Annotated in this window: 10 protein-coding genes and 1 pseudogene; 9 read left to right on the top strand and 2 right to left on the bottom strand. The window is 60.5% G+C overall.

Features of this window, described 5'->3' with window-relative positions; genetic code table 11:
- Positions 1-242: 242 nt before the first annotated feature.
- Positions 243-733, bottom strand: a pseudogene (locus tag ABIA65_RS31140) (IS30 family transposase); the annotation flags it as partial.
- Between the two features lie 28 nt (positions 734-761).
- Positions 762-926, bottom strand: a complete 165-nt coding sequence (locus tag ABIA65_RS31135) for a hypothetical protein (RefSeq protein ID WP_241404070.1) — start codon at positions 924-926, stop codon at positions 762-764.
- 323 nt (positions 927-1,249) lie between these two features.
- On the opposite strand from ABIA65_RS31135, the gene ABIA65_RS31130 reads away from it, so the two are divergent.
- From ABIA65_RS31130 to ABIA65_RS31090, 9 genes are all read left to right on the top strand, one after another.
- Positions 1,250-2,599, top strand: a complete 1,350-nt coding sequence (locus ABIA65_RS31130; protein WP_354525980.1) for a hypothetical protein — start codon at positions 1,250-1,252, stop codon at positions 2,597-2,599.
- 455 nt (positions 2,600-3,054) lie between these two features.
- On the top strand, positions 3,055-3,528 hold the full coding sequence (locus tag ABIA65_RS31125; protein ID WP_354525979.1) for a hypothetical protein: 474 nt from the start codon (positions 3,055-3,057) through the stop codon (positions 3,526-3,528).
- A gap of 2,060 nt (positions 3,529-5,588) precedes the next feature.
- Positions 5,589-6,800 carry an aminotransferase class I/II-fold pyridoxal phosphate-dependent enzyme gene (locus ABIA65_RS31120; RefSeq protein WP_354525978.1) on the top strand — a complete coding sequence of 404 codons (1,212 nt, stop codon included), beginning with the start codon at positions 5,589-5,591 and terminating at the stop codon, positions 6,798-6,800.
- Positions 6,790-7,602 (top strand): dihydrodipicolinate synthase family protein, encoded by an 813-nt coding sequence (locus tag ABIA65_RS31115; protein ID WP_354525977.1) that lies wholly within the window; start codon positions 6,790-6,792, stop codon positions 7,600-7,602. Before ABIA65_RS31120 ends, ABIA65_RS31115 begins: the two co-directional genes overlap by 11 nt.
- 16 nt (positions 7,603-7,618) lie before the next feature.
- Positions 7,619-9,016 carry an aspartate aminotransferase family protein gene (locus ABIA65_RS31110; protein ID WP_354525976.1) on the top strand — a complete coding sequence of 466 codons (1,398 nt, stop codon included), beginning with the start codon at positions 7,619-7,621 and terminating at the stop codon, positions 9,014-9,016.
- A gap of 46 nt (positions 9,017-9,062) precedes the next feature.
- On the top strand, positions 9,063-9,917 hold the full coding sequence (locus ABIA65_RS31105) for an EamA family transporter (RefSeq protein ID WP_354525975.1): 855 nt from the start codon (positions 9,063-9,065) through the stop codon (positions 9,915-9,917).
- A gap of 54 nt (positions 9,918-9,971) precedes the next feature.
- Positions 9,972-10,571 carry a GNAT family N-acetyltransferase gene (locus ABIA65_RS31100; protein WP_354525974.1) on the top strand — a complete coding sequence of 200 codons (600 nt, stop codon included), beginning with the start codon at positions 9,972-9,974 and terminating at the stop codon, positions 10,569-10,571.
- Entirely contained in the window at positions 10,568-12,091 is a 1,524-nt protein-coding gene (gene argH / locus ABIA65_RS31095; protein ID WP_354525973.1) for an argininosuccinate lyase, read from the top strand. Before ABIA65_RS31100 ends, argH begins: the two co-directional genes overlap by 4 nt.
- On the top strand, positions 12,088-13,329 hold the full coding sequence (locus ABIA65_RS31090; protein ID WP_354525972.1) for an argininosuccinate synthase: 1,242 nt from the start codon (positions 12,088-12,090) through the stop codon (positions 13,327-13,329). The genes argH and ABIA65_RS31090 overlap by 4 nt, the downstream gene beginning before the upstream one ends.
- Positions 13,330-13,367 lie beyond the last annotated feature (38 nt).

Here is a 13,367-nt window from a genome sequence, read left to right as displayed (position 1 = left end):
AACGCCTGCGCACCCAACCGGCTGTGGGTTGCCGACATCACCTATGTACGGACCTGACAGGGCGTCTGCTAAACCGCGTTCGTCACCGACGTCTGCACCAAAAAGATCGTCGGCTGGGCGATGGAAACCACGATGCGTACCGAGGATCTTCCACTGCAGGCATTTAATCATGCTGCGTGGCAGTCAGATTCGGATCTATCCGAGTTGGTTCATCAGTCCGCCCGCGGATCGCAGGGGCGGATTCAATCGGTCGTCGCAACACCGGCTTGTTCGAGTAATAGTAGGTGGTCGTTGAGGGCTTCGGCGGGGGTCTTCCATCCGAGGGTTTCACGGGGCCGGGTGGTGAGTGTTTGAGCGACTGCTTCGAGGTCATTGACGTTCCATCGTGACAGGCCTGTGCTTTTCAGAAAGCACTGCTGGAGAAGCCTATTCGCGTTCTCGTTGGTACCGCGCTGCCACGGCGAATGCGGGTCGGCGAAGAAGGCCGGGATTCCGGTCTCGACCGTGAACGCGGCGTGGGCACACGGTTCCTTGTCACGGTCCCAGGTCCCAGAGCGCCTCAACTGCTGCGGCAGAGTGCTCATCGTGGCCGCGAGAGCATGATCGCCCCGTAGCCGGCCAGCGCAGGGCCGTTCTTGACGCTGTGCCCGTGCCGGTAGCCCTGCTCGCGAGGCAGGTGAACCAGCATCGTGAAACGGGTCGTGCGTTCGACCAGCGTGCCGATCGCCGAGCGCGGCGGGGTCTTCACGGAGTGGCTCCTATCAGGCGTCCGGGCGGGGGGCCTCGGTGCCGGTCGGCGCGGCCGCTCCGGCGTCGCCCGCGACGTGCGGCGGTGCGGTGGGCACCGTCAGGGGCGCCATAGCGTTGCCGGTGGCCGTGATCAGGACTAGGGCGGCGGTCAGATAGGAGCGGGCGGACTTTTGCATCGGGGAGCCTTTCGAGGGTTAAGGGTGAAGAGGCCAAGCAATGTTGGGGTTTACGGTTATGGCAGGGAATATTCGGTATTTCAACATCTTTGCATTAATAGCTTTATGCAGTTAACTATCTCGGGTAAGTAGCTTTCTGCCGTTAAATTTCAACATCGAATAACGAAAAGGACGCCAGGTTCCCAGGGAGAACCCTCAACCCAGCTGAAATTCTCAAAGTTTCTGGCGGAATTAGTCCCACGCGGCGATCAGTATGAAGTAATTTGCGGGTTCGGGTTACCGATTACTGAGGGAGAGTTATGCAAACGTTTACACGGACCAGTATGACCAGCGGTGTGGCACTGATCGGAGCGAGTGTCATCGCGCTGTCACCGATAGTGGTGACACCGCAGCAGGTGCACCTGCCGACGATCCCGGTGTCGAGTATCGCGACGACGTTGACCGCGTCGGTCGATCCCATCAGCGAGTGGGTGCAGGTCCTCACGACAACGTTCAACAACATCTCGGCCCTCGGCCAGCAGGTGTGGGCCAACCCGGCTCCCATCCTGAACCAGATCATCATCAACCAGATCGGCTACGCGAACATCATCTCCACAGCGCTGGGCGCCGCCGGCAACAGCTTCGTCACGACCCTGACGGAACTTCCGCAGGCTCTCCGCCACGCAGCTCAAGAACTGGCCGCCGGCCAGATCAGCGGAGCCCTGACCACGGCATTTCAAGCCATGCTCAACTTGGTGGTAAACCCCGGCATGGCACTGATGCAGAGTCCGATATTCAGCATCCCCGGCCAGGTTATGCAGAACCTCACCAACGTCGTCAAAATGCTCCCCGAGGTTATTACCGGGATGGGCTTTTCTGTGCTCGGCACGGTTGGCGGCGTCCAGCGTGCCTTTGGCGATACCGCGCAAGCGGTGTACGACGGCGTGCGCGCCGGCGACCTCGGGGCGGTGGTGAACGCGATCGTCAACGCCCCCGCCGTGCTCACCAACGCCTTCCTCAACGGGTATGACCCGACGATGGGATCTTGGGGGATTCTGACCCCGATCACTATGGGATTGGGCTTCTTCCCCACGTTGGTCACCTTGCGCGACGCCATCGCACAGGCGCTGGGCGCACCGGTGCCAGCCGCGACGGCAGCCGCGTCCCCCCTCGCGGCGAAGGTGGCCGATACCGGACCGTCCGCCCTGCCGTCGGCCGCCCTGTCGGTTGCGACTGCCACGCTGGGCGCCGAGCAGGTAGCGATGCCCGATGCGACGAAGACCGCAGCGACGGAGACCACCCCGGCTGAAGCCGCCACGACGGAGCCTGCCGAGACGGAGCCCGTGGCGACGGAGCCTGCCGAGGCGGAGCCCGAGACGCCGGCCACGCCGTCCACGGGGACGACCACGGACGACGCCACGGACGAGACGGGCTCGGAGGCATCGACTGGGTCCGATTCCGGCGAGATCGTCCGTGACAGCGTGAAGGCCATCCCCGGCGAGACCGGCACCAAGAGCGGCAATCCCGGGGAAGGTCTGCGGAAGGCGATCGACTCCGCGGGGGAGAACCTGAGGTCCTCGTTGAACAAGATCGGCGACGGCCTCAAGAACGGTTTCGGCAAGCCAGCCGAGTCCAGCAAGAGTGACAGCGACAGCGCAAGCAGCGGTGCAGGCGCAAGCAGCAGCAGCGAGTAACCGCATCGATTGACCAATCGGCCCCTCCTTCAACGACGAGGAGGGGCCGATTGCTGCCGCCTCGACAGGTCCTCGACAGTTCGCGCAGTACCCCAGCGTGCACGTCCACGATGATTCTGCATTATGTCTTTGCGGTAATAACTTTATTTCATTAATTATCAATACCGAATAACGAATTACAATTAGCCGATATTGCTGCCGAAACGTGCCCAAAATGTGCACGGAATTTCAGTGAAGGCGCGTTATCTTTTCCTCGCACTACCGCGGCGCGGCACTCCCCGCCACGTCGTTACCTTCACCCCTTGGAGATAACTATGCGATCGAATACGTCCACGCTGCTTCGCGCCGGTGCCGTCACGCCGATGGCCCTTGCCGCAGCACTTTGTTTCGCCGGGACGGCACATGCGGCCGTCTCTGTAAATTGGAGTTGCCAGGCCACGGTTGGGACGTCGAGCATGACAACCTCGGTTACCGGCACCGCGCCGGGTTCGGTGACCGCGGGTTCTCCGGTGGCGATTACCATTGCACCGGGTTCATCGACGGTTCCGACGTCGGCGGCCGGTGTTACGGTCGTCAAGATCAGCAACATGAAGATGCTCATCCCGGTGCCGGCCAACTCGACATATGTCTCCTCCAGCGCATCCGGTGGAACTTTCCCCGGCACGACGGCCCTCGTGAGCGGTAATGTCGTGCTTACCGTTCCCGGCCCAATTCCCGGTGGCTCGTCGTACATTCCGCCTGCGGTCACCATCAACGTGACGGCCAACGCTCCCGGCTCAATTACCAGCAAATACGCCGGCACCAGCTACAGCAACCCCGGCATGACCTTCACCACTAGGGTGAAACCGCCGATTGTTCCTGAAGTCGACCTCGCAACCGCCTGCTACCCGAATCCGTCTCCGACGCTCACCACCACGACTGTCACCTAGCTCTGTAGGTCGGACAGCCAGCTGATCGGTTAGACGGTGTGGGGAGGCTGGAGCCTCCCCACACCGTCCAGGTTTAGCCTCGATCCACCGCTGAATCGGCCTGGTGAATTGGTGCCGCAACGAGAAAGTGCCTTCTGGACTGTGATGATGAGCGTTGCCGTGCCCTGGTTTAACGGGCCCGAGCATGCCTGGGGCTTCGACATGAACCTCCAGCAACTCTGCTCCGGACAGCAACCGACACCGCACGCCATCCCAGAAGGAATGGGTGGCTTCTGGGCCAAGCCGCTCTGGGGAAGAAGGATTAGGCGGTGTCTCGTTCCTAGAGAAGCGAGCCAACTCACCGAAGGCAGCGTGCTCGCCGCGTAGTGCGAGGTCGTGGTGTCTCACTACTTGTCACACACAACGTGTCTCACCTCCGCAGTGTCGGGGCGATGAGACTACCCAAGCTCGAACTCGACCCAGTTGCGCTGTTCGATCCGGTGAGTGGTTGCCGTTGGAGCAGCCGGCCACCCCGACGGTGAAGCCATTCTGAACCAACGCTGGTGGACATTGGCAGCTCTGGATGCCGCTCACGGTGATCGAGTCTTGCTCTCGCCGAGGGACTTTCCGCGAATGCAGCGATTCCTCCTAGATGGTGGTCCGTCTCCACGAAATGTGTGGCCTTTGAGATGAACTCGAGGTCGCAGCTGAGTTTGGCATCACGTGACAGGACGGCGTGCCATGCGACTCAGGGGCCGATCCGGTTGCGTGTGGGTGTCATGGTCGCCATTCGGCGAGTGGACACGAAAGGGGGTGGACATCGAGTGAGAACCTCGCCATTGGCGGAGTTCAGGGCAACGCTCAAGGACGCCCAGCCTTCGTCTGACCGGCCGGCTCGGGTTTGACGACGAGGGCGAGTTGTCGGCCATCCAGGCCAGCCGCACGGTTGGTTGCCGAATCCTTAAGCCGTCCAAGCAGAAGCAGCGGTTGATGGGTGACACCAGTTGATCAGTCCCACCCGGGTGAGTGATTCCGTCGATGGCTTGCACCACCCCGCATCGGTGCACCATCGACAGGGCCGTCACTCCCCGGAGGGATTTTCGGCTGACTCCTACGACTACGAACGTTTCCGCGCTGATGTACTCGAACTGTTCGAGCCCGATGGATCACGCCGTTACCGCACCAAGTCCTATGGATACGGCCGCAGACGCCATCGTTAACCCGCCGTATCAGGTAACTCCACTGGACACCGTCCTCATCGTCGAGGGCATCTGCTTGCATCGCGACGAGCTAGTGGATGAGTGGGATCTCACCGTCAACTCGGAGGCTAGAAACTGATTCACAGATCAGCGAGGCGGAGGAAGGGTGAATCGCGAGGTCTGCCGAGTGTCGAGGCCTCCGCAGAATCACCGCAATGGAACGGTCAAATGCGACATGCGGTAGAGGGTGCGTGGATCGATGCTTCAAATGTACCTGCACGCTGTACGCGCGACTTTCCATCGTCCGCAAACATGAAAGAGCGTAACGCCTGTAACGCAGGATGTTCGGAACTTCGCGGTGTGGCAGCTGGCCTGTCGTCGACAGTTTGTTCGTAGAAGTTTGGGTATGGATTTGACGCGCCCCGATCCTTCAGGCACGCGCCGCTGGGGTGACCGATTTTGACAGCGCATACTCCGCAACCCAGCCACTAATGTGATTTGGCTCACATTGTGTCTTCTTTCAAAAACTGATTGTGTGATCAGGACGGTGAAGCGACGTCCTCGATCGAGAGGAAGGTGGCACTGCACAACTCAGAATCAGATCAGCTCCGGACCCAAGGTGAGACGGACTGATGACGGCGGAGCGCCAGTCTCCGCAATCGTCGCTTTACGACCTGGAACGGCGCAGGCGTCGGATCCCCATCCGGGGTCGAGCCAAGATCGTGCTCATCCACGCCGCACGTACCTAGCCAGTATGAGTCGGTCCTTGCGTAATCGAACTTCGTACGGCGCGAATCAATTACCGGCCCGGGCACATAGATTCCCCTGACGTCCCCTGACGTTGAGTGATATCCGTTGCAGCGATAGAAGTTGGAAGGGAAGATGACAGTGAGCGTTAGCGGACTTGAACGCATCGCCAGCGGCCAGGACGAAGAGAAGACCTTCGAGGACCTCACGCAGCATGAAATCGTGGCACTTAGGACCCAGCACAACCTGGCCGACGCCCACACGCATCAGAAACAGTCGCGTTCGCAACGCGACATCGTTGAGTCGTTACCCACGTTGTGGTTCGAAGCCGAGCAGAAATCCCAACACCACTTCGAGCAGAAGTTCATCGAAGCATTCTTTGAGCTTCACGGCCAGAAGGATGTGCCGGCCATGAACCGGACGCTGCTGGCATATGCGGCGTCGGTCAGCATGGTGATCGTCGGCATGTACCTCAAGCGGCGGAACCTGACTGTGTCGTTGATCGAGCCTTGCTTCGACAACCTGGCGGATCTCTTGAAGGAACTCCAGGTGGGCCTGTCCCCACTTCCCGAAGATGTCCTCGCGAATCCCTCAACTATCTACGAGAAGCTTGTCGCCACAGTGCAAACGGACGCCGTGTGCATCGTCGACCCCAATAATCCCTCGGGGTTCACAATGCTGGCCAACGGCGAGGAGTCCTTCGCCGAGCTCATTCGGTACTGCGTCGATTACCAGAAGACGCTGATCATGGACTTCTGCTTCGCGTCCTTCGCGCTCTGTGATCCAAAGATCGGCAGGATCCCCATCTATGGACTGCTCGAGTCATCCGGTGTGTCGTACATCGCCATCGAAGATAGTGGCAAGACATGGCCAGTTCAAGATGCCAAGTGCGCTTTGGTGACGACGAGCAGGGACCTCTTCGACGACGTCTACAACACGCAGACGACAGTGATACTCAATGTTTCGCCCTTCACGCTGAACGTCCTTGAGAGGTATGTGCGCGATTCCATCTCCGATGGCTTTGCGTCCGTTCGGGAAACGATCACAACGAACCGGCAGGCTGCGATTGAGGCACTCTCGGGGACAATCCTCGAGCACGTACCACCGGTGGTGGAGACGAGCGTGGCTTGGTTCGCGATCCAGGACCCTGACTTGAACGCGACGCGGCTGCAACAGATGCTGGTCGAACACGACGTCTATGTCCTCCCCGGAACGTATTTCTTCTGGAATTCACCGGAACTGGGCGACCGGCATGTGAGAGTGGCGCTGGCGCGGGAACCCGAGATGTTTCGCGAGGCTGTCGCCGCACTCGCCGATGCGCTGAACAAGATTGCCCGTGACCGCTGACACGGCCAGTGTCGTCGTGCCGCTCGTCACGCCCGTCAATTCAGCGGGTGAGGTGTCGACGGCATGTCTGAGTGCGCTGATCGGCACTCTGGCCGGCAGGGTTGACGGCTACATCACCGGCTTGAGCACCGGTGAAGGCTGGAAGCTCACGGAATCGCAGTGGGTGGCGCTAACCGAGTCAGCTGTCGCGCATGCGGGCAGAGTTCCCGTGTACGCCGGAATCTTGAGACCGACAACAGATGAAGTGTGCCGCCTTGCGCGCCTAGCGCCGGGTCTCGGTGTCAAAGGGGTTGTCGTCACCCAGCCATTCGGAATTCATGTCGACGCCCACGACGCCATCCGGCACTTCGCCAGCATCTACGAGGACTGCGGGCTCCCGATCATTCTCTACCACGAAGATGCTCTCGCAAAGACCTTGCTGGACAGTGATGTACTCGCGGAGGTCATTCAGCGAGCCGATATAGCCGCTATCAAGGACTCCAGCGGAAGTGGCGGTGCGTACCCCTGGAGACGATTGCCGCCCATTCGGCGACTGCAGGGTAATGAAACTCTGCTCCACACTGACCCAGCAGATGGGGCAATCGTTGGCTTGGCGAACCTCGAACCCGCACTGATTAGGCAGACTCTCACGTCTAAACCGCGAGCGGCAGAAGGCATTGCAGCCGCAGTTGCGCGATATCAACTGCTAGCTCCGAATTGGTATCAGCATCTCAAGGAAGAACTGCACCGGCGACGAGTCATCACTTCGGCTGACTCGCTGGCTACCTCCCCCTCGCCGGATCCGCGCGTTTCCAACATCTAGAGCCAGGAGAACTTTCATGCAGCAGATGAGCCAGTCAGCCGCCGTTCGAATTGATCGAGAGCGAATTGCGGATCTCACCGCCCGCGAAGAACGCGCGTTTCGGGAAGCCACGCCGAAGTCTGCGGCGATGCTCGACCGTGCGAAGCGCTCGCTATCTGGTGGGGTGACTTCCTCCTACCAGTTTCACGACCCTTGGCCGGTGTACCTCAGCACAGGGTATGGCGCCCGCGTCTGGGACGTTGACGGCAACGCAATGTGGGACTTCCACAATGGATACGGGTCCATGGTTCAAGGACATGGCCATCCCGTGATCGCCGCGGCCATCACGGAGCGATCGAGGATCGGAACCCATTTTTGCGCGACCACCGAGGACGCCGTGATCGTCGCTGAGGAGCTGCAGCGGCGATGGGGCCTACCTCAGTGGCGATTCACCAACTCGGGGACCGAATCGACCATGGACGCCATCCGGATCGCCCGCGCCTACACCGGCCGAGACACGATATTGAAGATATTTGGCTCGTACCATGGCCACCACGACGCAGTGATGGTGTCGATCGCGGTTGGCTATGACCAGCCGATCGGTGCGCCCGACAACCTGGCGTCCCTGCCCTACGGGGCGGGTATTCCGGCTTCGACGGTGGAACTGACGGTCGCGGTGCCCTTCAACGACGCTGCGGCACTCGAAGCGCGGATCGTGAAACTCGAAGGGGAAGGGCGAAAGCCGGCGTGCCTGATCATGGAGGCAGCGCTGATGAATATGCGGATCATCCTGCCTGAGGACGGCTACCTCCAGCAGGTACGTGATATCACCCGCCGCCATGACATCGTCTTGATATTCGACGAAGTGAAGACAGGGCTGTGTCTGGCAGCCGGCGGAGCCACCGAGGTATTTGGTGTGATGCCCGATATGGTGACCCTGGCCAAGGCCCTAGGCGGCGGACTACCCAGTGGCGCCATCGGTGGAACCGCGGACATCATGTCCGTTGTCGAGGACGGCCGCGTCTACCAAGTCGGCACCTTCAACGGGAATCCGTTGGTCGCCGCCGCTGCGCGAGCGAGCCTGACACAAGTACTTACGCCCGAGGCCTACGAACGCATGTCCCTACTGAATCAGTCGCTCGTCGACGGCTGCAACAAGGTGCTGCAACGCTATTCGATCGGGGGATACGCCACGGGCCTGGGCGCGAAAGGGTGCGTCGTCTTCTCTGACTCGAAGATCACGGACTACGCCAGCTTTCACGCCAATGAAGATCACGAACTCAGCGACCTCGCCTGGCTATTCAACTTCAACCGAGGCATCTTCACGACACCGGACAGGGATCAGGAATGGACTCTGTCGGTCGTTCATCCACCAGAGGCCATAGAACGCTACATATCGAACCTGGACTCGATGGCGGCCGAACTCGTCAAATGATGAGGACCACGCTGCCAGCGTCACTCACTCATTGCGCAGGGTCCATATGACCGTAGTCTTGTTCGCCGCTCTAAGTTCAATCGCCTTTGGCGGTTCGGACTTCTGCGGGGGGCTTGCCAGCCGACGATTCGCAACACTCAAGGTGCTGGTGGTGGCGGCGCCCGCCACCTTGATCATCGATCTCGCGGCATGGCATGCCTTCGGTGGCACATGGTCGGTCAGTGCCGCCGCATGGGGAGGGATCTCAGGTGCGGCCTATGCCGTGGGTTTCGGTCTGCTCTACTGGTGCCTGGCAAACGGGCCGATCATCGTGCTGTCTCCCGTCAGTGCGACTGTTTCTGCACTCATTCCAGTGGCGGCGGGATTGTCCTTCGGCGAGACACTGACCAGCGTGGGACTCGCTGGCACCGTGATCGCGATCGTGGCGGTATTCCTATTGGGGTTATCTGGCGACGAATCGCGAGAGGTATCCACTCGCCCCACAATGCTGACCCTTGGAGCGGCGATCGGAGCCGGAGCGGCAGTTGCATTGCAGCTCATATGTCTCGATCGGGCACCGCATGAGAGCGGCATGGCGCCGATAGTCGCTGGCAGTGCCGTCGCGACCCTGCTGGTGTGGACTGCCGTTCCCTTGGTCCGCGCCCGCATCGGCAGCGACGGACGACTGCGCGACTGGAGCGCAGCCATCGCGGCTGGAGTCCTGGACTCACTCGCCACGATCGCGTTCTTACTCGCTGTCCGCGCAGGCGACCTCGCTGTCGTGGCTGTGATCACGGCGCTCTACCCGGCGGGCACCATCGTGCTCGCTCGCCTCGTGCTGCGAGAGACGGTCTCGCGAGTCCAGTTCGGTGGGCTGTTGACTGCGGGGCTCGCCGTGACGCTACTGGCGCTCAGTTCTTAAACCACAGGTGCGACCTTCCAACCATCAAATGAAGAACAGATTCTGGGGGTGGACATGTCTGATCTCCTGCACGGACGTCTCGACACAAAATCGGAAGCCCGCGAGCGCTATACGGAAGTGCAACGAAGACCGCTCTCTGCCCACGAAGCCCGAGTCTTCATGGCCGAGATTCGTAGCTCCTCGTGCATCACGGGATACAGCTATCGCGAATGGACGGGCCGTCGGGATGTGTTCGTCACGGTGGACCGAGCCAGCCAGCGCGCAGTTGCCGCCATGTTGATCCACCGACTGCCCGGCGGCGTGAGCGAACTTGCCGTCGTGTTTGTCCTCGAGGAGTTCCGCGGTTTCGGCCTCGCCAAGCAATTGATCCGCTTCGGTCTCCGAACAATGCGCGGCGATGGTCGCACGAAGATCATCTTCTACTCCGATGATCAGATGCACCTGATCGTCACCGCAGCTGGGTTCACGACCTACCCAAGCTTGGCTGATTACTGTGCCTATCAGTGGTCCCGGCGCCTTTATTACACGGCCATGTACAAACCGCTCTGGCTGCTGAACACATACAGAATCCGCGAGATGGCCCGTAAACGCCGAGAGCTGGGCAGCGGCTTCGACTTCAGGATTGGCGTCATCGAACGAGGGGAACCGCAGTGAGCGACCACGAGAAGCTGAGTGATGGACAGTCGCTCTCGCATAGTAGCGAACGGCATTCGACGCCAATGACTGACGATCAGCGTGTCCCGAATCCGATGTGGGGTGGACGATTTGATGGCGGCGGAAGCGACCTGCTGACGAGAATCAACTCCACAGTTCATTTCGACTGGCGACTACTGCTTCAAGACATCCAAGGATCGATCGCCCATGCACGAATGCTTGGCCAGCAGAACATCATTGAACCGGTCGATGCCGACATCATAATTGGCGGACTGAAGGCGATCCGCGCCGAGGCCGAGGCAGGCACACTTCGACTCGATCCTGAACTCGAAGATGTACACATGAACGTCGAAGCAAGATTGAGTGAGCTGATCGGCCCCGTGGCCGGCAACCTTCACATCGGCCGTTCGCGAAACGACCAGGTGGTGCTGGACACACGGATGTGGACCTTGGAGGCGATCGGCCGTATCGACGTCGCCCTCGATAGTCTCATCGAGCAGCTCGCCATACGCGCTCTGGAGCATGCCGACGACGCGATGCCCGGATTCACTCATCTTCAAGTGGCGCAACCCGTTACCATAGGCCATCATCTGCTGGCTTATGCCCAGATGTTCCTACGGGACCGTCACCGATTTGTCTGCGTCCGCAATCGCACCGACGTCTCGCCGTTGGGGGCCGCAGCCCTGGCTGGGACCAGTCACTCGATCGATCCGTCTGCTGTTGCAGCCGACCTAGGGTTCTCTGGTCTCTTCGCGAACTCCATCGACGCCGTCTCCGACCGCGACTTCATCATCGACTACTTAGCAGCCGGTGCACAGCTCGCAGTTCACCTGTCGCGCCTGGGTGAGGAAATCGTGATCTGGGCATCGCGGCAGTTTGGCTTCGTAACCGTCTCCGAAGGGCTGTCAGCCGGCTCGTCGATCATGCCGCAAAAGTGCAATCCTGATGTCGCCGAGCTGATCCGCGGGAAGGCTGGCCGCGTTATCGGAAGCTTGATCGGATTGCTCACCGTGCTCAAAGGGCTTCCTCTCGCCTACAGTCGCGATCTCCAGGAGGACAAGGAAGCGCTCTTCGACGCGGCCGACACGCTGGAACTGTGCACGGAGGCCGCCATGCGTCTGACCGAGGGCATGCGCTTTGACGTCGTTCGGATGAGAGCCGAAGCTGCCGTGGGAAACTCGCTCGCCACCGACCTTGCGGACTGGCTGGTGACAGAACGATCGCTGACGTTTCGCTCGGCGCACCACACAGTGGGCCTCGTCGTCAAGACGTTGGCGCAACGCGGACTGGAACTGTCCGACGTCGACACCGACGAGCTGGCATCCATTGAGCCGCTGTTCGGTGGCGCCCCGGCCGAACTCCTCTCTGTTGAAAATGCCATCCGCCGCCGCAGTTCACCGGGAGGCACGTCGCCAGAGAACGTGCGGGTCGCGGCCGAACGCCTTCGTGAGGCCAGTGCGAGATACCGACAATGCCCAACGGCGTTATTCGACGAGTGTGAAGGAGGTCCAACCCGATGACGAACGGCCAATCTGCGACAGATCGCACCGATAGAGTGGCGCTAGCGTACTCCGGGGGTGTTGACACGACTGCCTGCATCCCGTATCTGAGACACGAAATGCGGTGCAGCTACATCGTCGCAGTGCTCGTCGATCTGGGGCAGCCCGAAGATCTCGACGGGCTAAGGCAGAAGGCACTCGATGCGGGTGCGGACCAGGCGCTTATCGTCGATTGCAAGGATTCCCTTGTGTCCGATTTTGCGCTGCGTGCAATTGCGGCGAACGCGGTTTACGACCGTCATTATCCTTTGTGCTCCGCCCTGGGGCGACCCTTGATTGCATCCGAGCTGGTGAAGATCGCCCACGACCACGGCTGCGGTGCCGTCGCGCATGGCTCAACGGGCAAGGGGAACGACCAAGTGCGGTTTGACCTTGCGATCCGGCTGCTCGACCCTCGGCTAACGGTGATCGCCCCGGCCCGAGTGTGGGAGTTCTCGCGTGCCGACACCATCAAATACTCGTTGAAGCACGGGATAGCGCCACATGTCACGACCGAGAGTCCGTGGGCGATAGACATGAACATTCTGGGTCGAAACGTGGAGGCAGGCTCAATAGAAGACCTCGAATGGGAGCCGACCGAAGAAGTGTGGCACCTAGTCACCAATCCTGAGAGCTGCCCCGACGTCGCCGAGTATGTCAGCGTGGCCTTCGATAGAGGACGGCCCACGATGGTCAACGGTGTACTGCAAAGCGGCTTCGAGTTGATCCGAACACTGAACGACATCGGCGGCCGCAACGGCGTCGGGCGCGTCGACATGATTGAGAACCGCGTCGTAGGTATCAAATCGCGCGAACTGTACGAGGTGCCGGGACTGCACCTGCTGCTATTGGCGCATCGTGAGATCGAAAACCTAGCGTTGCCGGCCGATGTGCTCGCCCAGAAAGCTGCACTTGAGCCGGCGTACGCCAGGATGATCTATGACGGGATGTGGTTCTCGCTCCTGCGTTCGGCACTCGACGGCTTCATAGACAGGACAGACTGTTACGTCACTGGTGAAGTCACAATCAAGTTGTTCAAGGGAAGCTCCTCCGTCGTGCGGCGGACCGCACCAAAGAGCCTGTATCGACCCAACCTCGTCACCTATGGCTCAGGGTCGCAGTTCGACCAGAGCAGCGCCGAAGGGTTCATCGACATCTTCGGTCTCTCTAACCGCGTCTGGAGCGAGGTTCACTCGTCACCTCTCAGCGCAATGGCCTAGGGCAAGTCGCTCGCCGAATGGTAGGCCTCCGTAGAGGT

Origin of the sequence: Mycolicibacterium sp. 624, from assembly GCF_040548615.1 — a bacterium.
Classification (GTDB): domain Bacteria; phylum Actinomycetota; class Actinomycetes; order Mycobacteriales; family Mycobacteriaceae; genus Mycobacterium.
This window is presented reverse-complemented; position numbering and strand designations above follow the sequence as displayed.

Bases quoted from the DNA above. Each gene is read 5' to 3' on its own strand.
- ABIA65_RS31090 (WP_354525972.1), top strand. From the start codon at position 12,088: ATGACGAACGGCCAATCTGCGACAGATCGCACCGATAGAGTGGCGCTA.
- ABIA65_RS31125 (WP_354525979.1), top strand. From the start codon at position 3,055: ATGACAACCTCGGTTACCGGCACCGCGCCGGGTTCGGTGACCGCGGGT.
- ABIA65_RS31105 (WP_354525975.1), top strand. From the start codon at position 9,063: ATGACCGTAGTCTTGTTCGCCGCTCTAAGTTCAATCGCCTTTGGCGGT.
- ABIA65_RS31120 (WP_354525978.1), top strand. From the start codon at position 5,589: ATGACAGTGAGCGTTAGCGGACTTGAACGCATCGCCAGCGGCCAGGAC.
- ABIA65_RS31130 (WP_354525980.1), top strand. From the start codon at position 1,250: ATGACCAGCGGTGTGGCACTGATCGGAGCGAGTGTCATCGCGCTGTCA.
- ABIA65_RS31135 (WP_241404070.1), bottom strand. From the start codon at position 926: ATGCAAAAGTCCGCCCGCTCCTATCTGACCGCCGCCCTAGTCCTGATC.
- ABIA65_RS31100 (WP_354525974.1), top strand. From the start codon at position 9,972: ATGTCTGATCTCCTGCACGGACGTCTCGACACAAAATCGGAAGCCCGC.
- ABIA65_RS31110 (WP_354525976.1), top strand. From the start codon at position 7,619: ATGCAGCAGATGAGCCAGTCAGCCGCCGTTCGAATTGATCGAGAGCGA.